The sequence below is a fragment of the Bradyrhizobium sp. Gha genome (assembly GCF_900113735.1).
GTDB lineage: Bacteria > Pseudomonadota > Alphaproteobacteria > Rhizobiales > Xanthobacteraceae > Bradyrhizobium.
This window is the reverse complement of record NZ_FOQM01000006.1, coordinates 73,011-93,986: the sequence shown is the minus strand read 5'-3', so window position 1 is coordinate 93,986 and position 20,976 is coordinate 73,011. Positions and strand designations below refer to the sequence as shown.

Sequence of the window (20,976 nt, the reverse complement as noted above, 5' to 3'; positions counted from 1 at the left end):
CCCCGGAACGACAGTTCAAGCCGTCGCCGCCTTGAGCAGCCGGTCCGCGGCCGCCCGCGCCTCGGCGGTGATCTCGGCACCGGCGAGCATGCGGGCGATTTCCTCGCGGCGGTGGTCGGCGGCCAGCGCGTTGACGCGAGTGGCGACGCGCTTGCCCTTGTCCAGCGCATCCTTGGAGATCAGGAGATGCTGGTCGGCGCGGGCGGCGACCTGCGGGGCGTGGGTCACGGCCATCACCTGAACCTTGCCGGCCAACCGCGCCAGGCGACCGCCGATGGCATCCGCAACCGCGCCGCCGACGCCGGTATCGATTTCGTCGAACACCAATGTCGGGGCCGAGCCGCGATCGGACAGCACGACCTTGAGCGCCAGCAGGAAGCGGGACAGCTCGCCGCCGGAAGCGACCTTCATCATCGGGCCCGGCTTGGTGCCGGGATTGGTCTGAACCCAGAACTCGACGCGGTCGAAACCTTGCGGTCCGGGCGCGGCCTCGTCCGTCGTGACCTGGGTGATGAATTTTGCGCGCTCGAGCTTGAGCGGGGCGAGCTCGGCGTTGACGGCCTTGTTGAGCTTGTCGGCCGATTTCTGCCGCGCAGCTGAGAGCTTTTTCGCCGCAGCCGCATAGCGGCCATCTGCCTCGATCGCGGCCTGCTCCAGCTTCTTCAGGCGCGAAGCGCCGGCATCGATCAGCACGACGTCGGCGGCGTATTTGGCGGCGAGCGCGGCGAGGCCGTCAACAGGCGTTGAATATTTGCGGGAGGCGGCGCGCAACGCGAACAACCGCTCCTCGATGCGTTCGAGCTCGGCCGGGTCGAAATCGGTCGCGGCCAGCGCGGCCTGGAGATGCTGGTCGGCCTCCTCCAGTGCATTGATCGCGACATCGATCGCCTTGACTGCAGGCTCGACCAGCGCCGGCGAATTGACGCCACGGCGTTCCAGCCGGCGCACCGCGGCCGACAGCGCCGCGACCGGCGAATTGTGGCCACCGACGACCTCCTGCGCCTCGCGCAAATCGGAGGCGATCTTCTCGCCCTGCATCATGGTGGTGCGGCGGTGGGCCAGCGAAGTCTCTTCGCCCTCCTTCGGCGCCAGCCGCTTCAGCTCGTCCGAGGCATGGCGCAGATAGTCGGCCTCGCGTGCGGCACGCTCCATGCCGGCGCGATGGTCCTCGAGCTCGGTGTTGGCGGTGCGGCGCGCGTCCCAGAGCGCTTCGACATCCGCCACGTCCTTTTCGAGCCCGGCAAAGGCATCGAGCAGGCGGCGATGGGTGGCGGCATCGACCAGCGCGCGCTCGTCATGCTGGCCATGGATTTCGACCAGGGCGGCGCCGACCGCCTTCAACGTCTGCACGCTGATCGCCTGGTCGTTGATGAAGGCGCGGGTGCGGCCGTCGGCGAGCTGGACCCGGCGCAGGATCATCTCGCAAGATTCGGCAAAACTCGCATCGTCGAGCCCGTTCTCGGCCAGGATTTTCGACGCCGGATGATTCCTCGGGACATCGAAGACGGCCGTGACCTGGCCCTGCTCCGCGCCATGCCGCACGAGGCCGGCGTCGCCGCGGCCGCCGAGCGCCAGTGCAAAGGCATCGAGCAGGATGGATTTGCCCGCACCGGTCTCGCCGGTCAAAACCGCAAGCCCGGTGGCGAATTCGATATCGAGCCGTTCGATCAGGACGATGTCACGGATCGACAGACGCGCCAGCATGGAACCTAATTTCCTAGCCGAGACCTAGAGGCCTATCTTCTTGAAGGTCCGGCTGATCCAGGACCCCTGATTCTCGCTCGGCTCGAGACCGCCGGATTTTACAAGATTATAGGCGTCCTTGTACCAGCGGCTGTCAGGAAAATTGTGGCCGAGCACGGCGGCGGCGGTCTGAGCCTCGCCGACGATTCCGATCGACATATAGGCCTCGGTGAGACGGTAGAGCGCCTCCTCGACGTGGCGGGTGGTCTGGTACTGCGTCACCACGGCCTTGTAGCGGTTGATCGCGGCCGTGTAGTCCTTCTTCTGCATGTAGTAGCGGCCGACGGCCATTTCCTTGCCGGCGAGCTGGTCGCGTGCGCCCTCGATCTTGACCTTGGCGGCGGTCGCATATTCGGACGTCGGATATTTGCGCACCACCTCTTCCAGAGCGGCGATCGCCTTCTCGGTGCGGCCCTGGTCACGATTGATGTCCGGGATCTGGTCGTAATGCGAGGCGGCGATCAGGTACTGTGCATAGGCCGCGTCCGGGCTGCCGGGATGCAGGGTGACGTAGCGGGTCGCAGCCCCGATGCAGCCGTCATAGTCGCCACCCTGGTAGGATGCGTAGGCCGACATCAGCAGCGATTTGCGTGCCCAGTCAGAATAAGGATGCTGGCGGTCGACCTCTTCGAACTTCTTGTTCGCCGCCTTCATGTCCTTCTTTTCGTTCATGAGGTACAAGCCCTCATTATAGATCTTGTCGGCAGGCTCCTCGACGAAGGTGTCGTCCTTGGCGGTGAACTTGTCCCATAGGGCGCCGGTGCCGCAGCCGGCCAACGGCAGCGCGAACAGGACAAGCGTGGCGACCTGGAGCAGTCCACGGGCCCGAGGCGAAACTAATAGAGATCCGCGCGTCATACGCTGTGCCGACATGAATTTTAGACCTGACGCCCTGTGATGCGTGCCCGCGAGCCCATGATCCCTGTCACGGGCGCGACATGTGACCGTGGTGCCTGCCATACGACCACGGCGATGCAACCGAAAAACATTCGTTAGCCGACCGGATAGGCAGGCATTCCGCCCGGATTAAGGCGAAATCGCCGCAATCCTAGTCGATCATGGTTACCAGGAGTTTCCCGGGGAAAGTCTTGCCGGACGGCCCGCCGCAACGGCTTTCAGGACACGTCTGGCCCGTAGGCCGCAGCGATCCGGCCACCGACGATGCCGCTACCGACCTCGACCACGCCACGCGTGGAGCGCCGAGCCGCCTCGCCCTCGACCACCCGCCAAGCCGTACGGTCGGCGAGCAGCGCGGTCAGGACCGCGTGATTGAGCTTGTGGCCACCACGCACCGAGCGATAGGCGCCGAGCAGCGGCAGGCCCGCCAGCGCGAGGTCGCCAATTACGTCCAGCACCTTGTGGCGGGCGCATTCGTCGGCGTAGCGCAGGCCTTCGGTGTTGAGCAGCCGCTCGTCGTCGAACACGACGGTATTTTCAAAGGAGGCGCCAAGCGCATAGCCCGCGCTCCAGAGCCGGGCGACGTCGCCCATCAGACCGAAGGTCCGGGCGCGGCCGACCTCACGGCGGAAGCGCTCCGGGCTGAGGTCGAAGGCATAGCTCTGCCGACCGATGACGGGATTGGTGAAGTCGATCTCGACCTCGGTGCGGAAGCCGTTGGCGTAGGGTCTGATCTCGCCGAAGGAGTCACCGACCTTGACCGAGATCGGCTTCAAAACCTGGATGAACCGGCGCTGTGCCGGCTGGGTGACGATCCCGGCCTGATCGATCGCTGCGATGAAGGCGGCAGCACTGCCGTCCATGATCGGCACTTCCGGACCGTCGATCTCAATGGTGGCGTTGTCGACGCCCATGCCGCGCAACGCCGCCAGCACATGCTCCGCGGTCGAAACCAGCGGGCCGCTGCGGTCGCCAAGGACGGTCGCGAAATCGGTCGCAATCACCTGCTCGGCGGTCGCCTGAACTTCGCGGTCACTTCCCTCAAGGCCAGTACGGACGAAAATAAAACCTGCATCGACGGGTGCAGGTCCAAGCGTGAGGGTGACGGGAAGACCGGAATGAACGCCCACGCCGGCCACGGTGGCTTGCGCACAAAGCGTTGTTTGCCGGCTAAATTTCATCAGGAACCCGCCCCACTACGACCGACTGCGACTTATACTGGACCAGACTGATCGATCGAGATCGACCCTCCGAATCTCCGTATCCCCAAGTCACGTCGAACCATAGTCACTGCCTCAAACAGCGCCAACTCACGCTTTTTTACCGATTGTTACCCCAAACCCGCCGTATTCGCGCCAAGGCTTAACCAAATTGCGCCGGGATTTGGGCCCGTTATCGGCGGCTTTACTGAAGCACCGAACAAGTAATTAATGATTTAAAATCAGTTGCTTGAGCGCGCAATCCGGAGCTTCTCGGGACAAAAGGAAAGGTCCCGGCAAGCTTGTTGCCGGGACCTTTTTGCGTCTGCCTTATTGTAACAATCCTCAGGTCGCCTGCCGCCGCAGGAAGGCCGGGATATCAAGATGGTCGTCTCCCTGTGGCGCCGGCGCAACAGGTGCCGGGCGGCCATGAGCGTCGAGACCCTGCGGCGCGGGCCGGCGGGCATATTCCGACACCGGTTCGGTGGCGGCGATCTGCTGTTGCACCGTCCGCTGCGGCTTGCGCTCGGGCAGCGCCGGCATGGCGGGACCGGCGGTCCGAACTGCGATCGGAGCCTCGGTCTCCTCGTCACGACGGCCAAGGCCGACATTGGCGAGGCGCTGCAGCAGCGACAGGCGGGTCTTCTGCGGGGTCTCCTCCTCGACCTCACCCCGGGCCTGACGGAGCTCGGCCTGGGCCGGCATCGGCAACTCCTCGAGGCGGGGCATCCGCGGCGCGCGAACCGGCGCACGCTCGGCCTGCGGCGGGATGAACGTTTCCGGGGTCATCGGCTCGTGCATGGCGACGGGCGCCTGCTCGGGCTCCGGAAATAGCGTGGGCTTCTGCGCGATCGGGCGCACGGTGACGTCACCATAGGTCTGCGGGGCGGGCGCCGGAGGGGTTTCGGAAACGGCAGCTGCGATGGCGGCAAGCGCCGCACGCTCCACATTGGGACGCGGCGCGACGGGCGCGGCGGCGACCGGGGCTGCGGCCGGGATCTGCGATTCCATCTTCTGGGCACGCTCGGCCAGACGCTGGTTGTCGGCGCGCAGACGCGCGGTCAGATCGGCGAGACGGCTCTCGGCAGCAACGGCCGGAGCCGCGGGAGCCTGCTGCTGCGGCGCGGGGTTCGCCACCGGAGCGGAGGTCGCCTGGCTGTTGCGGGCGATCGCCGCCTGCTCGATGCCGGTGGCGACGACCGAGACGCGGATCAGCCCGTCGAGGGCTTCGTCGAAGGTCGCGCCGACGATGATGTTGGCGTCCTGGTCGACTTCCTCGCGGATGCGGGTCGCGGCTTCGTCGACCTCGAACAGGGTCAGGTCCTTGCCGCCGGTGATCGAGATCAGCAGACCCTTGGCACCCTTCATCGACGAGTCGTCGATCAGCGGGTTGGCGATCGCGGCTTCGGCGGCGGTCAGGGCGCGCTTGTCGCCGGAGGCTTCGCCCGTGCCCATCATCGCCTTGCCCATTTCGCGCATGACGGCGCGGACGTCGGCGAAGTCGAGGTTGATCAGGCCTTCCTTGACCATCAGATCGGTGATGCAGGCGACGCCCGAGTAGAGCACCTGGTCGGCCATCGCGAAGGCGTCGGCGAAGGTGGTCTTCTCGTTGGCGACCCGGAACAGGTTCTGGTTCGGGATGATCAGAAGCGTGTCGACCACCTTGTGCAGCTCGTTGATGCCGGCTTCGGCGGTGCGCATGCGGCGGCCGCCCTCGAAGTGGAACGGCTTGGTCACCACGCCGACGGTGAGAATGCCCATGTCGCGCGCAGTCTTGGCGATAACGGGGGCAGCACCGGTGCCGGTGCCGCCGCCCATGCCGGCGGTGACGAACACCATGTTGGCGCCGGAGAGATGGTCGCGCAGCTCGTCGATCACTTCTTCAGCAGCGGCAGCGCCGACGTTCGGCTGCGAGCCTGCGCCCAGTCCTTGCGTGACCGCGGTGCCCATCTGCACGATGCGCTGCGCCTTCGACATCGTCAGCGCCTGCGCGTCGGTGTTGGCGACCACGAAATCGACGCCCTGGAGGCCCGCCGTGATCATGTTGTTGACGGCATTGCCGCCGGCACCGCCCACGCCGAACACGGTGATGCGGGGCTTCAACTCGTGAATATCAGGAACGTTGATGCTGATGGTCATGTTTGCCTCTCGATCACGCGCGCGTGGGTTCGCCCCGGCCTGCGGCCGCGGGAGTTGGTGAAATCAGACATTTGCGGAAATGAGTCATCAGAAGCCCTCGCGTAGCCATCGTCCGACCTTTCCGAAATAACCGCCGGTTCCTGTCCTGACCTGCTGCCGCGTATGCCGCGGTTCGACATGTTCGTGGTGAACGTATTGCGGGTAGACGAGTAGTCCGGCCGGCACCGCGAACGCGGCGTTCTTCGCCTCGTTGGGCAGCCGGCCGAAACCGAGCGGACGACCGACCCGCACGGGCCGGCCGAGTATCTGGGTGCCGAGTTCGACGAGACCGGTCAGCTGCGAGGCGCCGCCCGAGAGCACGACGCGGCCCTTGGGCTCGGCCGCGAAGGGCGAATCCTTCAGCTTGTCCCGAACCATTTCGAAGACTTCCTCGGCACGATGCTTGACGATGTTGGCGATGGTGGCGCGCGAAACGATCTGCGGCAGGTCCTGGTCGTCACCGGCTGTCGGTACAGACATCAGCTCACGCGAGTCCGATCCGCCGGTGATGACGGTGCCGTATAAGGTCTTGATTCGCTCGGCATCGGCAATGGTCGCGGAGAGTCCGCGCGCGAGATCCATCGTGATGTGTTGCCCGCCGACCGCAAATCCGGCCGCGTGCACGAAGCGGCCGCCGGAATAGACCGCGATCGTGGTGGTGCCCGCGCCCATTTCGACCACGGCGGCGCCAAGATCGGCCTCGTCGTCGGTCAATACCGACAGGCCCGCCACGTAGGGGCTGGCCGCCATGGCTTCGACGTTGAGATGGCAGCGTTCCACCGCCAGCATCAGGTTTCGTGCCACGGTCGCGTCGCAGGTGACGACGTTCATGTCGACGCCGAATTGATGCGCCACCATGCCGCGCGGATCGCGAATGCCCTTGACGCCATCGAGCGTGTAGCCGACCGGCAGCGCGTGCAGCACCGTGCGGCCCTCGCCGGTGGCGTGGCGCATGCCGGTGGAGGTGACGCGGCTGACGTCAGCCGGCGTCACTGCCCCGCCACGGATATCGGCCGCGGCTTCGACCAGCTGGCCCGCGAGGCGGCCGCCGGAGACCGACAACAAAACGGACTCGACCCGGACCTTGGCCATTTTCTCGGCGAGCCCGACGGCCTGGCGCACCGCCTGCTCGCATTCGCCGAGATCGACCACCGCGCCGGCCTTCATGCCGCGCGACTGGATCTGGCTGTAACCGATCAGTTCCACCGCATGGGTTCGGCCGCGCAGCGCTTCGCTCGGCGCCGACGGCTTCAGCCGCGCGATCATGCAGGCGATCTTGCTGGTGCCGATGTCGAGGCAGGCGACCAGGCCGCCGCGCTTGTGCGGCATCGGCCGCGTCTTCGGAGTCTGGGTGCGATCAAGACCGGTCATGCGGCGTCCCCGGTCTTCTTTTTCTTCTTGTCCTTGAACAGATCATCGCGCGCCTTGGCGGCGTCGTCGGACAGCTGCACCACCAGCCGGTCGGGCAGCCGCATGTCGATCGCGACGATGTCCTTCGAGAACAGTCTGTCGTCCTTGTCGAGCTTGGAGAGCGCGGCGAGCGCGTTGCCGACGTCCTGCTCCGGCAGGCGAATGTCGAGACCGTCCTTCAATCTCAGATTCCAGCGCCGCTCGCCGACATAGATGGCGGCCTTCGTCACCGAATTGACCTGCGGATAGCGGGCCAGCAATGCGAGGAAATCACGCGCCTGGGTATCGGCGCCCTTGCCGACCACGAGCGGCAGCGTCAGGAACCGGCGCGAGACGTAGGGCTCGAGCAGCGCGCCATCGTCGGCGATGACCGAGAGCCGGCCGGCCTCCTGCCACAGCGCGAACGCCTTCCGCTCGGTAATCTCGATCATGAGCTGGCCCGGATAGAGCTTCAGCACGGTCGCATCCGCGATCCACGGATTGGCTTTGAGCTTGTCGCGGACGTCGTCGGCATCGAGGAACAACAGCGAAGAGCGGCCGCTGACGCCGCCGATCGCGAGGATCTCGTCCTGGCTCAGCTGCTTGCGGCCGTTGATCACGACGGAGGTGATGCGGAAGCCGGCCGAATTGGCCAGGGCGTTGCGCGCGTCGCTGACGGCGGTGATGAAATCCTGGAGGTGGCCGCCCTTGACGATGCCGAGGCCGCAGCTGCCGATCAACAGCAGCACGGTCAGGCCGATCCCGACCCGGCGCGGCAGATAGCGCTCGACCAGCGCGATCACGCGCGGCGGCGGCTCACGCTCGACGACCGCTTTGGTCTTGGATTTGGCCTTGATCTTCCGCTCGGCGGCGGCGTGCTTTTTCGCGCGCCTGTCTTGCACCCACTCGCGCAGAAGCACGACCGCTCCGATAGCGGCCGCCTTCAGATCAGCTTGGGGCCTCAGCGATCTCACAAACGATCGGGTGAGGCTTCCTGCACCATCCATTGCACGAGCTCGTCAACAGTTTGCCCCGCGACGCCGCGCGGGTCCTGGCGAACATGACGTCTCGGTCGTGCCGGGCCGGGTAATGGTCTTCGGCAGAAGAAGCCGCTCCCCTACAAAGCGTTCGCCGACCGGAAACATCCGAAACGGCTCACGCGCCGGCAGCCAAAACGCCATATGCGCCGCCAGCGTTAACCTTCGGACGTCCTGGTAAACAAAAGGTAAAGTTCGTTAACGCGGGATGCTTTTTGCCCAGTTTACTGAGGCACTTCCGCCACGAAGTCCGGCATTTTACCGGTTTTGGGCACCAAACCGGGCGTTTTCGCCCGTCCGGCCGTTAACCAATCCTAACTATTTCCGCACCCGCCGCTCGGCGAGTTCGATCAGGTCGCGAAGGAAGTCGACGAAGGCGATGCCTTCGGCTTTCAGCGCCTTGGGGTACAGCGAGGACTTGGTCAGCCCGGGTAGCGTGTTGGTTTCGAGGTAGACCAGCCCCTTCTCCGCGACGATGAAGTCGGAACGGGAATAGCCGGTGCAGGACATAGCGCGATGCGCCAGCATGGCCTGGGTCTTGAGCGCGGCGGTGACCTCGGGCGGAAAGCGGCCGGGACAGATCTCCTGGGTCGAGTTCAAGAGATATTTTGCGGCGTAGTCGAAATTGCCCTCGCCCGGAATGATCTCGATCGGCGGCAGCGAGATGAGCGAGCCGTCGGTGCGCTCCAAAACGCCGCAGGTCGCCTCGACGCCGGCGATGTAGGGTTCGATCACGTACTCTTCGTGCCTGGCCGCATTGCGGACGGCGAGGAGGTCCTGCTTGGCGTTGACGAAGATCAGGCCGTAGCTCGAGCCGTCGCGCGCCGGCTTTGCGATCAGCCTGCCGTATTCGGCGAAGGCTTCGTCGATGTTCTCGAGCGCGATGCCCGCAGGCGGCGTCACGCCGCCGAGCGCGGCAAAGCGCTTGGCCGCGATCTTGTCGAAGGCGAGGTGCGAGGAGGCCGAACCGGAGCCGGTGAACGGCACGCCGCGCATCTCGCACATCACCTGCAGTTCGCCGTTCTCGGCAGCCCCGCCATGCAGGCTGAGCACGAGCACACGGTCTTCTGCCTTGGCCTTGTCGAGCGCCTGTGCCAGCGGAATGCCTGAGGTGCCCGGCTTGAACTCGTCCTCGAAAGGGCGAGCATGTTCGAGCAGCTGCTCCGACTGCACCACATGCACCTTGTCCTCGACGTCCCACCACCAGAGATCGGCCTCGGGCAGCGCCTGATGCAGCGCCTGGGCTGACGCGACGGAAACCAGACGTTCGCGGTTGGAGCCGCCGAAGAGGATGGTGATGCGCATTCGTGTCCTCATACTTGGTCATTCCGGGGCGTGCGAAGCGCGAACCCGGAATCTCGAGATTCCGGGTTCGATGCTAACGCATCGCCCCGGAATGACGGTGGTCATGGAATTCCAATCCGCTTGATTTCCCAGTGCAGCTCGATTCCGGAATTCGCTTTCACGCGTTCGCGCACCGTCTCGCCCAGCGTCTCGATATCGTGCGCGGTGGCGTCGCCGGTGTTGATCAGGAAGTTGCAATGCATCTCGGAGACCTGCGCGCCGCCGACGCGCAAGCCGCGGCAGCCGGCGGCGTCCACGAGTTTCCAGGCGGAATGGCCCGGCGGATTCTTGAAGGTCGAGCCACCGGTCTTCTCGCGGATCGGCTGCGCCGTCTCGCGATGGTTTTGCACCTCCGCCATCCGCGCGCGGATCGCATCGGCATCCCTGATCGCGCCGCGAAAGCGCGCCGACGTGAAGATGATGGAGGGATCGACACCGCTGTTGCGGTAGACGAATTTCATGTCGGCGTTGGAGAAGACGTATTTCGCGCCGTCGCGGCCGACGCCGCGCGCCTCGATCAGCACGTCCTTGGTCTCGCCGCCATTGGCGCCCGCATTCATGCGCAGCGCGCCGCCGATCGTGCCGGGAATGCCGAAATAGAATTCGAGCCCGCCGATATTGGCGGAGGCCGCCACTTCCGCCACGCGCTTGTCGAGCGCCGCCGTGCCCGCGGTAAGGACGTCGCCGCTCGCGATGGCGTCGCCGAAAGCACGCGGCCCGAGCCGGATCACCGCGCCGGCAATGCCGCCATCGCGCACGATCAGGTTGGAGCCGACCCCGACGACATAGACCGGAATGTCGCCTGCGAGATGCGCGAGGAAATAGGCGAGATCATCCTCATCCGCCGGCGTGAACAGCACCTGCGCGGGGCCGCCGACGCGAAACCAGGTCAGCTCGGCCAGCGACTGGTTGGCCAGCAGCCGGCCGCGCAGCTCCGGCATCGCGGCTTTGAGTGAGGGGGTGATGTCGGGGAAGCTCACCGCTCTACCCCAGCGCCTTCAATTGGTCCGGCAGCGCATAGGCCCATTGCGTGATGTTGCCGGCGCCGAGACACACGACGAGGTCACCCGACTTGGTGAGCGCCTTCACAATCCCCGCCAGCTCCGGCGCCGCTGGCAGCGGCACCACCTCGCGATGCCCGTGCGCGCGCAGGCCCGCGACGAAATGATCGCGGTCGACGCCGTCGATCGGCGTCTCGCCCGCGGCATAGACGTCAGCGACAACAACCGCATCGGCGTCATTGAAGCAGGTGCAGAATTCCTCGAACAGCGATTGCAGGCGGGTGTAGCGATGCGGCTGCACCACGGCGATGATCTTGCCGTTGGTGGATTCCCGCGCCGCCTTCAGCACCGCCGCGATCTCGACGGGGTGATGGCCGTAATCGTCGATCACGGTGACGCCGTTCCATTCGCCCGTCTTGGTGAAGCGGCGCTTGACGCCGCCGAAGCCGGCGATCGCCTTGCGGATCGCCTCGTCGGAAACGCCGAGCTCGCGCGCCACCGCGATCGCCGCCGTCGCGTTCGAGGCGTTGTGACGGCCCGGCATCGGCAGCATGAGATCGGCGATCTCGTGTACGGCACCGGTCTTGCGATCGCGGAACGCGACCTTGAACTTCGAGCCGCCGCCCATCGGGCTCAGGTCAACAAGCCGCACGTCGGCCTGCGGGTTCTGGCCATACGTGATGATGCGGCGATCCTCGATCTTGCCGACGAGGTTTTGCACGACGGGATGATCGATGCACATCACCGCAAAGCCGTAGAACGGCAGATTCTCGACGAAATGCCGGAAGGCGTCCTGCACGGCATCGAACGTCTTGAAATGGTCGAGATGCTCGGGGTCGACATTGGTGACGATCGCCACGTCCGTCGGCAGTTTCAAGAACGTGCCGTCGCTCTCGTCGGCTTCCACCACCATCCAGTCGCCGGCGCCCAGCCGCGCGTTGGAACCATAGGCGTTGATGATGCCGCCGTTGATGACAGTCGGATCGAGCCCGCCGGCATCGAGCAGCGTCGCCACCATCGTGGTCGTCGTGGTCTTGCCATGCGTGCCGGCAATCGCGACGCAGCTTTTGAGCCGCATCAGCTCCGCCAGCATTTCGGCGCGGCGCACCACGGGAATACGCCGCTCGCGCGCCGCCAGCAATTCCGGATTGTCGCGCTTGATCGCGGTCGACACCACGACAACCTCGGCGCCATCGACATTCTCGGCCTTGTGGCCGACCGAAACCTTCGCGCCGTTCTTGCGCAGGCGGTCGAGATTGTAATTGTCCGAGGCGTCCGAACCCTGCACGGTATAGCCGAGATTGACCAGCACCTCGGCGATGCCGCTCATGCCGATCCCGCCGATCCCGACGAAGTGGATGGGTCCGATCTCGCGCGGCAGTCTCATGCTTTATCCCGTCGTTCCATCGTCATGCCCGGGCATAAGCGCGAAGCGCGTCTTTACGCAAGGCGTTCCCGGGCATCCACGAATCCTAGGCTCTTTTTTGCAAGACGCGGATGGCGGGGACAAGCCCGGCCATGACGGTAAAACTATGGAAATTGCCCGTTTCGCGTCAGATTCCCGCGACTTTGACCACCAGATCGGCCAGCCGCTCGGCGGCATCGAGCCGCCCTGCCCCTTTTGCGGCGGCTGCCATGGCGGCGAGGCGCGCCGGCTCGGCGGCGAAGGCGGAGATCTCGGCCGCAAGACGATCCGACGTGAACTCGGTCTGCGGGATCCGGACGGCACCGTCGACCTTGGCCAGCACGCCGGCATTGGCGAACTGGTCCTGGTCGATCGAGCCCGGCAGCGGCACCAGGATCGAGGGCCGGCCGATGGCGGCGAGCTCGGCCACGGTGCCCGCGCCGGAGCGCGACACCACCAGATGGTTGGACGCGAGCCGAGCCGGCAGATCCGTGAAGAACGGCGCGAGCTCGGTATTGATCTTGAGCCTGTCGTAGACCGTGCGCACGCGGGTCATGTCCTCGTCGCGCACCTGCTGGGTCAGGATGAGCCGCCCCCACAGCGCCGGCTCGAGCCGCTCGATCGCACCCGGCACGATGTCGGCCATGATGCGCGCCCCCTGGCTGCCGCCGACGACGAGCAGACACAGCGGCCCATTCGCTTCGGGTGCGGCATAAGGCACCGCCGCCGCGGCAAGGACTGCGGGGCGCATCGGCGTGCCGACCGTCGTGGTTTTGCCCGCGAGCGCCGGATCGCGGTCCAGCACACCCGGCAGCGATGTCGCGATCGCGCGGACGCGGCTCGACAGGAAACGGTTGGCCCGGCCGAGCACCGCATTGGCGTCATGGATGATGCCGGGCACGCCGGCGAATTTCGCCGCAACCAGTGGCGGCAATGTCGGATAGCCGCCAAAGCCGACGACGGCGACAGGCTTCAATCGCTTGATCAGGCCGTAGGCGGACAGCGTGCCGGTGGCGAGCGTGAGGCCGGCATAGGCGAGCTGGAACGGATTGCGCCCGCGCGCGGTCTCGCTGGCGACGACGTCGATCATGTCCTTGCTGAACAGCCCGCTGTAGCGCAGCGCGCGCTCATCGGTCACGAGGCGCACGCGAAAGCCGCGGCGGATCAGCTCGACGCCGAGCGCCTCGGCCGGAAACAGATGGCCGCCGGTGCCGCCCGCGGCGAGAAGAATCAAGGGAGAGGTGTCCATCAATGCCCTTTTACAAGGCCTTTGCCGTCATTGCGAGCGCAGCGAAGGAATCCAGACTGCCCGGGTGCTAGCTCGCAATGACGAAGAGCTACGCGTAACTCCGCGTCGCGTCGGCATGGCCGCTGGCCTCGACCTCGGTACGCGGGCGCAGCCGCGTCAGGGCCAGCATCATGCCGACGCCATAGGCCAGCGACACGATTGAGGAGCCGCCGTAGGAGATGAATGGCAGCGTCATGCCCTTGGCGGGGATGAGCTGGAGGTTGACGGACATGTTGATGGCCGCCTGCACGCCGAACAGGATCGCAAGACCCGAGGCCGCAAAGCGCGAGAACATGTCTTCGTTGGCATAGGCGCGCGACAGCGTGCGGATCACGACGAAGGCGAACAGCGCCAGCATGGCGAGACACAGGATGATGCCGAACTCCTCGGCCGCGACTGCGAACACGAAGTCGGTATGGCTATCAGGCAGGCTGCGCTTGGCGATGCCCTCACCGGGTCCGAGGCCAAACCAGCCGCCGTTGTAGAAGGCCTCCATCGCGGTATCGACCTGGAAGGTGTCGCCGGAGGCCGGATTCATGAAGCGCTTGATGCGGCCCGCGACGTGCGGAACGAAGAGATAGGCGCTGAACAGGCCGGCCGCGCCGAGGCCGGCAAGGCCGAACACCCAGATCATGCGCATGCCCGCGATGAAGAACAGCGAGCCCCACACCATCAGGATCAGCATGGTCTGGCCGAAGTCCGGCTCCATCACCAGCAGCGACACCAGCATCAGGAGCAGCACCAGCGCCATCGAGGTCGCCGGCATCTCGGGCCGCTTGGTCGATTCCGCAAACAACCAGGCCGCAATGACGACGAATGAGGGCTTTGCGATCTCGGAGGCCTGGATGTTGACGCCGACGAGCGTGATCCAGCGCCGTGAGCCCTTCACCTCGGGGCCGACGGCGAGCGTCACCACGATCAGGATGATGCTGATCGTGAAGATGATCAGCGCACTTCGCCGGATCGAGCGCGGCGACATGAAGGACACCCCGATCAGCACCAGAAACGACGGCACCAGGAACATCACGTGGCGATTGAAGAAGTGGAACGGATCGAGCCCGATGCGGGTCGCGACCGGCGGACTTGCCGCCAGCGACAGGATGACGCCGGTCAGCATCAACACCAGGATCGCGCCGAGCAGCGGCTTGTCGACGGTCCACCACCACTCGGTAAAGGGGGTGCGTTCTTCACGGGAGAGCATGGGCGGCCGCTTTCGGACAGAGGTCCGTTCATTGGTCGCCGAGGTTGGTTACCGGGAGGTTAAGGAATCGCTGATGATTGGAGATGATCCCCCGCTGCCGCCTCACACCACACTGTCAGGGCCCGGCTTGACCAGGCTTGACCGGGGCATCCAGCACGCCGCGCCTTTTCGGCTCAAGCACGGCCTCTGGATACGGGTCGCCCGGTCGTCGTGCGCAATTGCGCACTGGCCGGGCGGACCGCGGAGCAAGCGTCGGATGACCTATCATTCATAACTGATCGCGACATCCCCTGCGCGCTGGTCGCGCTTGTCGATCTGGTCTGCTCCGGGAACGAAACCGATCCTGACCGCCCGCTCGCTGCTCCACACGACGACGGCATCAAGATGCCCGCGCACGCTGACGAAGGTCGGCGTACTCTCGGGCGAGAATGTTCGGCCGCGCGCCACGATGCTGGCTTGCGTGCTGTCGGGCACACTCGCTCCGCACGACTTCCAGACCACGACCACCAATTTGCTGCCGCTCGGGGAGGCGAACGCACTTTGGCGAACGACGCGACACGCGCCGAATTGGTGCATGACGCCGTCGATGACGACGACGCAGAGGAAGCCAACGGGAATAGCGAGCGCAGCGATGATACCGATCCAGCGTCGCCGCGACATTCTCAGACCACCGGTTTCACGCCCGGCAGCGCCTGCACCAGTTCGCGGAACTTGGTGCCGCGGATCTCGAAGTTGCGGTACTGGTCGAAGGAGGCGCAGGCGGGCGACAGCAGCACGACCACATCGGCGAGACCTGACGCTTCAGCATCGCGCGCCGCGTGCTCGACGGCCAGATCGAGCGTCTGGCTGATCTCGTGTGCGACCGGGCCAAGCGTGCCGGAAAATTCCTGCGCGGCCTCGCCGATCAGGTAGGCTTTGCGGATCCGCGGGAAGTAGCCGGTCAGGCCAGCGATGCCGCCCGCCTTCGGCTTGCCGCCGGCGATCCAGAAAATGTCGGCAAAGGACGACAGCGCATGCGCGGTCGCATCCGCGTTGGTGCCCTTGGAGTCGTTGACGAACAGCACGTTGCCGCGGCGGCCGACCTGCTCCATGCGGTGCGCCAGGCCCGGAAAGCTGCGCAGGCCGTTCTGCAACATGTCGAGGCTGATGCCCATCGCGAGCGCAGCCGCGGCAGCACACGCTGCGTTCTGGGCATTGTGCAGGCCGCGCAGCGAACCGATACCGCCAAGCGTGGCGACCGCGCTACGCGCGCCACCGGACGTACGAACGATCGTGCCATGCTCGACATGGATGCCCGAGGCCAGCGGATTCCTGACGGAGATGCGCACCACATTCTTGCCGGCGCGGTCGAGCCGGTCTGCGATGTCGCGGCACCAGCCATCGTCGACACCGACGATCGAGGTGCCACCCGCCTGCACGCCCGCAACGAGGCGCTCCTTCACCGCAGCGTAATGTTCGATCGTACCGTGACGATCGATGTGGTCTTCGCTGACATTGAGCAAGATGCCGACGGAGGGATCGAGCGAGGGCGTGAGGTCGATCTGGTAGGACGACATCTCGATCACGTGGACGCGGCCCATGCGCGGCGGCTCCAGCGACAGGATCGCCGTGCCGATGTTGCCGCCCATCTGGGTGTCGTAACCGGCAACCTTCGTGAGGTGCGCGATCAAGGCTGTCGTGGTCGACTTGCCGTTGGTGCCGGTGATGGCGACGAAAGGCGCGTCCGGGGCATGCCGCCGGCGCTCGCGGCAGAACAGCTCGATGTCGCCGATCACCTCGACACCCGCCTCACGCGCCTTCAGCACGCTCCAGTGCGGCACCGGATGGGTCAGCGGCACGCCGGGCGCGAGCACGAGCGCGGCGAAATTCGACCAGGAGACACTGCGCAGATCGGCGGTGATGAAACCGGCCTGAGCCGCCTTGGCGACGTTCTCGGCATTGTCGTCGGCGGCGATCACTTCGGCGCCGCCAGCCTTCAACGCGTGGCACGAGGCGAGCCCGGAGCCGCCGAGGCCGAACACCGCGACCGTCTTGCCGGCAAAGGATGTGACCGGGATCATCATTTCTTCTCCGTCATTCCGGGGCTCGCGGAGCGAGAACCCGGAATCTCGAGATTCCGGATCGCCGCTTCGCGTCGTCCGGAATGACGATCTGGACCATCACCGCAGCTTCAGCGTGGAGAGGCCGGCCAGCGCCAGCATCACCGAGATGATCCAGAAGCGGATCACGATCTGCGGCTCGGTCCAGCCGAGCTGCTCGAAATGGTGATGGATCGGTGCCATGCGGAAGATGCGCTTTCCGGTCAACTTGAACGACACCACCTGCACGATGACGGAGACAGCCTCCAGCACGAACAGGCCGCCGATCACCGCGAGCACGATCTCGTGCTTCACCGCGACCGCGATCGCGCCCAGCATGCCGCCGAGTGCGAGCGAGCCGGTGTCGCCCATGAAGATCGAGGCCGGCGGGGCGTTGAACCAGAGGAAGCCGAGGCCGGCGCCCAACAGCGCGCCGCAGAGCACCGCAAGCTCGCCGGTGCCCGCGACATATTTGATCTGGAGATAATCGGCGAACACGGCGTTGCCGGCGAGATAGGCGATCATAGCAAAGCTCGCGGTCGCGATCATCACGGGCACGATGGCCAAGCCGTCGAGACCATCGGTGAGGTTCACCGCATTGCCGGCGCCGACGATGACGAAGGCGCCGAACACGACGAAGAACCAGCCGAAATGCAGCACCGTGTCCTTCAGGAAGGGAATCGTCAGCGCGGTCGACGCGGGGTCGCGGTTCAACCGCACCAGCGCGTAGCAGGCGACCAGCGCGATGAGCCCTTCGATCAGCAGCCGCAGCTTGCCGCCGAAGCCGGTCGTGGTCTGCTTGGTGACCTTGAGATAATCGTCATAGAAGCCGACAAACCCAAAGCCGAGCGTCACCGCCAGCACGATCCAGACATAGGGATTGAGCGGATTGCACCACAGCACGGTGCCGACCGTCAGGCCGGACAGGATCATCAGCCCGCCCATGGTGGGCGTGCCCTTCTTGGAGAGATGCGATTGCGGACCATCTGTGCGGATCGGCTGGCCCTTGCCCTGGCGGATGCGCAGATGGTCGATGATCCAGGGCCCGAACAGGAACACGAACAGCGCGCCAGTGACGATAGCGCCGCCGGTACGGAACGTGATGTAGCGGAAGACGTTCAGGACGGTGCGCACCGCACCGAAACTCGGAATTGTGTTGGAGATCTCGATCAGCCAGTAAAACATTCAGACGGTCCTATGGCGCCTTTCGCACGCAGGCTTGTTCGAGACGCAGATTTCGCCTCAAGCGCATTCGCTGGTCTTCATCATCGGTCGGGCGACCTCCAGGAAAGCGGCCGGCTTAGCGCCGCAAAACGGCGGGATTCGGGAACGGGCCTTCCAAGCAGTTTACGCCTTTGCCTGCAAGGCGGCCACTAGGGCCGGCACAAACTTGTTGACCCAGAACATCTTCTTGCTGCCCTTGACAACCACGACATCGCCTGCCTTCAGCAAACCGGCGACCTCACCAGCCTTCAGCGTGGCGGGATCGTCGTGCCAGCCCAGCCCCTTGCCCGCGGGAAGCGCGTCATAAAGGTGCCGCATCAGCGGGCCGACGCAATAGATACCGTCGATGCCGCCCAGATGGGCGGTGAGGCCGGTGTGGTAGCTTGGCGCGTCGTCGCCCAGTTCCAGCATATCGCCGAGTACCGCAATACGACGCCCGCCCGTCACGTTGCGCGCCTGCAGACTTTGCAGCGCGGCAGCGACGCTCGCGGGATTGCCGTTGAAGCTGTCGTCGATCACGGTGACGCCGCCGACTGCCTGCTCCACGCCACGGCCGGACATGATGCCGACGCGGTCGAGCTTGATCGCGAGCGTGGCCACGTCGAGATGCGCAGCATGGATCGAAGCGAGCGCGGCGAGCGCATTCTGCACGCGGTGCGGCGCGCCGGGCGTGAGGCTGAAGGCGATCTCCTTCTTGCCGATCCGGGCCACGACCTGCCAGCTGTCGCCGTGAGGGGCGTGCGCAACCTCGTGCACCTCGGCCTTCTCGCCGAAGCGCACCACCTTGCCTTTCCATTCGGACGCCTTCAGCCCGGCCGGCAGCACCAGCACGCCATCCCCGGGCAGCCCGAGCGCGATCGATACTTTCTCGCGCCTGATGGCGTCGAGCGAGCCGAGCTTTTCCAGATGCACCGGCTGGACGTTGACGACGAGCGCGACGGTCGGCCGCGTCAATTGGCTCAGGCGCGCGATCTCGCCAGTCTGGTTCATGCCCATCTCGACGACCCAGAGGCTGGCGTCAGGCCGGGCATTGCACAATGTCAGCGGCACGCCCCAGAAATTGTTGAAGCTCGAAGGGCTCGCATAGGCATTGGGATAGGCCGCCAGAAACTCCTTGGTGCTGGTCTTGCCGGCGCTGCCGGTGAGCCCGATCACCGGCCCGTTGAAACGCGCGCGGGCGGCGCGGGCGAGGCCCCAGAGACCGTCGATCAGCGTGTCCTTCACGACGATCTGGGGAACGCGGATGCCGGCGATCTCGTGCGGCACGATCATCGCGACCGCGCCTGACGCTTCCGCCTTGTCCGCGAACTCCCAGCCGTCGCGCGCGCTGGCGAAAGCCGAGATGAAGCCGCCGCTCGGCGTACCTGACAGTGCGACGAACAGGCTGCCCGGTTTCACCAGACGGCTGTCCTGGGTGACGAAGTCAATTCCCGTGTCCGGGAATGATCCGGCCGCACCCAGCGCGCGCGCCACCTCGGCAACCGTCCATAATGGCCCGCTCATGCGACCCTCGATGCTAATGCGGCGGCGACCGCCTCGTGATCACTGAACGGCAGGACCTCGTGGCCTACGATCTGCCCGGTCTCGTGGCCCTTGCCCGCGACGAGCAGCGCATCGCCATCTTCCAGCTCCTCGATCGCGGCGCGGATCGCGGCCGCCCGATCGCCGATCTCGCGCGCGCCCTTGGCGGTGGCGAGGATCGCGGCACGAATGGCTTCCGGCTTCTCGCTGCGCGGATTGTCGTCGGTGATGATGACGCGATCGGCATTCTCCGCCGCGATCTCACCCATGATCGGCCGCTTGCCGGCATCGCGATCGCCGCCGGCGCCGAACACCACGACCAGCCTGCGCTTGGCGTAGGGACGCAGCGCCTGCAACGCCTTTGCCAGCGCATCAGGCTTGTGCGCGTAGTCGACAAAAATCGGCGCGCCGTTGCGCTCACCGACGCGCTCGAGCCGGCCCTTGGCACCTTCGAGATGTTCGAGGCTCGCAAACACGTCGGCGGCATCACTGCCGGTGCCGATCGCAAGACCAGCCGACACCAGCGCGTTCTCGATCTGGAATTCGCCGACCAGCGGCAGCCGCACCGCGTATCTCTTGCCGCGATGCTCGAGCATCAGCTTTTGCGAAAAGCCTTCGACGACGGCCTCGGTGAGGCGGATGCCCTCGCCTGCCCCGTCGCCGTGGCGGCCGGCCGCCATCACGCGCAGGCCACGCGATTTCGCCGCGTCGAGCACTTGCGCCGAGCAATCATGATCGGCCGATATCACCGCCGCGCCGCCCGATGGCACGAGCTCGCGGAACAGCCGGAGCTTTGCGGACAGATAGTGCGCGACGCTTGGATGATAATCCATGTGATCGCGCGAGAGATTGGTGAAGCCACCGGCCCCGACGCGGACACCATCGAGGCGGTATTGGTCGAGCCCATGCGACGAGGCTTCGAATGCAAGATGCGTCACGCCTTCGCGCGCGATCTCATCGAGCTGCCGATGCAGCGCGATCGGATCCGGCGTCGTCAGCGAACCGTAAACGGTGCGCTTCGGCGAGACGAGCCCGATGGTTCCGATGCTGGCCGAGGCGTGGCCCAGCCGCTCCCAGATCTGCCGCGTGAACGCCGCAACCGATGTCTTTCCGCTGGTTCCGGTCACCGCGACGATGGTTGCAGGTTGTGCCGGGAAGACTCTTGCCGCAGCCAGCGCCAGCGCACGGCGCGGATTGGCCACGGTGACGAAGGGCACCTTGCCGCCTTCGGGCCCGTGATCGCCGACCACGGCCACCGCACCGGCCGCAATGGCCGCATCGATGAAGCGCGCGCCGTCGGTCTTGCTGCCCGATAGCGCGAAGAACACATCGCCGGGCTTGACCACGCGGCTATCGAGCGCAACGCCTGTGACCTCGATCGCCGCGACAGCGGGCTCGATCGTGGCATCATTGCCCAAAACGTCCTGACCCAAGAGGTCGCGCAGCTTCATGATCTTCCAGTTGCCCTGCC

At 65.7% G+C, this 20,976-nt stretch carries 16 protein-coding genes; all 16 read right to left on the bottom strand.

What is annotated here, in order from left to right; all coding sequences use genetic code 11:
• Nucleotides 1-15: 15 nt before the first annotated feature.
• Nucleotides 16-1,704, bottom strand: a complete 1,689-nt coding sequence (gene recN / locus BM222_RS11040) for a DNA repair protein RecN (protein WP_092228296.1) — start codon at nucleotides 1,702-1,704, stop codon at nucleotides 16-18.
• 24 nt (nucleotides 1,705-1,728) lie between these two features.
• Nucleotides 1,729-2,616 carry an outer membrane protein assembly factor BamD gene (locus BM222_RS11035; protein WP_092228295.1) on the bottom strand — a complete coding sequence of 296 codons (888 nt, stop codon included), beginning with the start codon at nucleotides 2,614-2,616 and terminating at the stop codon, nucleotides 1,729-1,731.
• 242 nt (nucleotides 2,617-2,858) lie between these two features.
• Nucleotides 2,859-3,821 carry a UDP-3-O-acyl-N-acetylglucosamine deacetylase gene (gene lpxC / locus BM222_RS11030; protein WP_092228294.1) on the bottom strand — a complete coding sequence of 321 codons (963 nt, stop codon included), beginning with the start codon at nucleotides 3,819-3,821 and terminating at the stop codon, nucleotides 2,859-2,861.
• Between the two features lie 363 nt (nucleotides 3,822-4,184).
• Nucleotides 4,185-5,978 (bottom strand): cell division protein FtsZ, encoded by a 1,794-nt coding sequence (ftsZ, locus tag BM222_RS11025; RefSeq protein WP_092228293.1) that lies wholly within the window; start codon nucleotides 5,976-5,978, stop codon nucleotides 4,185-4,187.
• Nucleotides 5,979-6,065: 87 nt separating this feature from the next.
• Nucleotides 6,066-7,388, bottom strand: a complete 1,323-nt coding sequence (ftsA, locus tag BM222_RS11020; protein WP_092228292.1) for a cell division protein FtsA — start codon at nucleotides 7,386-7,388, stop codon at nucleotides 6,066-6,068.
• Nucleotides 7,385-8,413: a cell division protein FtsQ/DivIB gene (locus BM222_RS11015; RefSeq protein ID WP_092228291.1), complete on the bottom strand. Its 1,029-nt coding sequence runs from the start codon at nucleotides 8,411-8,413 to the stop codon at nucleotides 7,385-7,387. Before BM222_RS11015 ends, ftsA begins: the two co-directional genes overlap by 4 nt.
• Before the next feature lie 348 nt (nucleotides 8,414-8,761).
• On the bottom strand, nucleotides 8,762-9,748 hold the full coding sequence (locus BM222_RS11010) for a D-alanine--D-alanine ligase family protein (protein ID WP_092228290.1): 987 nt from the start codon (nucleotides 9,746-9,748) through the stop codon (nucleotides 8,762-8,764).
• 101 nt (nucleotides 9,749-9,849) lie between these two features.
• Entirely contained in the window at nucleotides 9,850-10,767 is a 918-nt protein-coding gene (gene murB, locus BM222_RS11005) for a UDP-N-acetylmuramate dehydrogenase (protein WP_092228289.1), read from the bottom strand.
• A 4-nt stretch (nucleotides 10,768-10,771) separates the two neighbouring features.
• Nucleotides 10,772-12,175 (bottom strand): UDP-N-acetylmuramate--L-alanine ligase, encoded by a 1,404-nt coding sequence (gene murC / locus BM222_RS11000; RefSeq protein WP_092228288.1) that lies wholly within the window; start codon nucleotides 12,173-12,175, stop codon nucleotides 10,772-10,774.
• A 166-nt stretch (nucleotides 12,176-12,341) separates the two neighbouring features.
• Nucleotides 12,342-13,442 carry an undecaprenyldiphospho-muramoylpentapeptide beta-N-acetylglucosaminyltransferase gene (gene murG, locus BM222_RS10995; RefSeq protein WP_092228287.1) on the bottom strand — a complete coding sequence of 367 codons (1,101 nt, stop codon included), beginning with the start codon at nucleotides 13,440-13,442 and terminating at the stop codon, nucleotides 12,342-12,344.
• An 88-nt stretch (nucleotides 13,443-13,530) separates the two neighbouring features.
• On the bottom strand, nucleotides 13,531-14,682 hold the full coding sequence (gene ftsW, locus BM222_RS10990; RefSeq protein WP_092228286.1) for a putative lipid II flippase FtsW: 1,152 nt from the start codon (nucleotides 14,680-14,682) through the stop codon (nucleotides 13,531-13,533).
• A 264-nt stretch (nucleotides 14,683-14,946) separates the two neighbouring features.
• On the bottom strand, nucleotides 14,947-15,342 hold the full coding sequence (locus tag BM222_RS10985; RefSeq protein ID WP_092228285.1) for a hypothetical protein: 396 nt from the start codon (nucleotides 15,340-15,342) through the stop codon (nucleotides 14,947-14,949).
• A gap of 2 nt (nucleotides 15,343-15,344) precedes the next feature.
• Nucleotides 15,345-16,742 carry a UDP-N-acetylmuramoyl-L-alanine--D-glutamate ligase gene (gene murD / locus BM222_RS10980; protein ID WP_092228427.1) on the bottom strand — a complete coding sequence of 466 codons (1,398 nt, stop codon included), beginning with the start codon at nucleotides 16,740-16,742 and terminating at the stop codon, nucleotides 15,345-15,347.
• A gap of 99 nt (nucleotides 16,743-16,841) precedes the next feature.
• Nucleotides 16,842-17,945 carry a phospho-N-acetylmuramoyl-pentapeptide-transferase gene (mraY, locus tag BM222_RS10975; RefSeq protein ID WP_092228284.1) on the bottom strand — a complete coding sequence of 368 codons (1,104 nt, stop codon included), beginning with the start codon at nucleotides 17,943-17,945 and terminating at the stop codon, nucleotides 16,842-16,844.
• Nucleotides 17,946-18,107: 162 nt separating this feature from the next.
• Nucleotides 18,108-19,487, bottom strand: coding sequence for a UDP-N-acetylmuramoyl-tripeptide--D-alanyl-D-alanine ligase (locus BM222_RS10970; RefSeq protein WP_092228283.1), 1,380 nt, complete (start codon nucleotides 19,485-19,487; stop codon nucleotides 18,108-18,110).
• Nucleotides 19,484-20,956 carry a UDP-N-acetylmuramoyl-L-alanyl-D-glutamate--2,6-diaminopimelate ligase gene (locus tag BM222_RS10965; RefSeq protein ID WP_092228282.1) on the bottom strand — a complete coding sequence of 491 codons (1,473 nt, stop codon included), beginning with the start codon at nucleotides 20,954-20,956 and terminating at the stop codon, nucleotides 19,484-19,486. Before BM222_RS10965 ends, BM222_RS10970 begins: the two co-directional genes overlap by 4 nt.
• Between the last annotated feature and the right edge of the window lie 20 nt (nucleotides 20,957-20,976).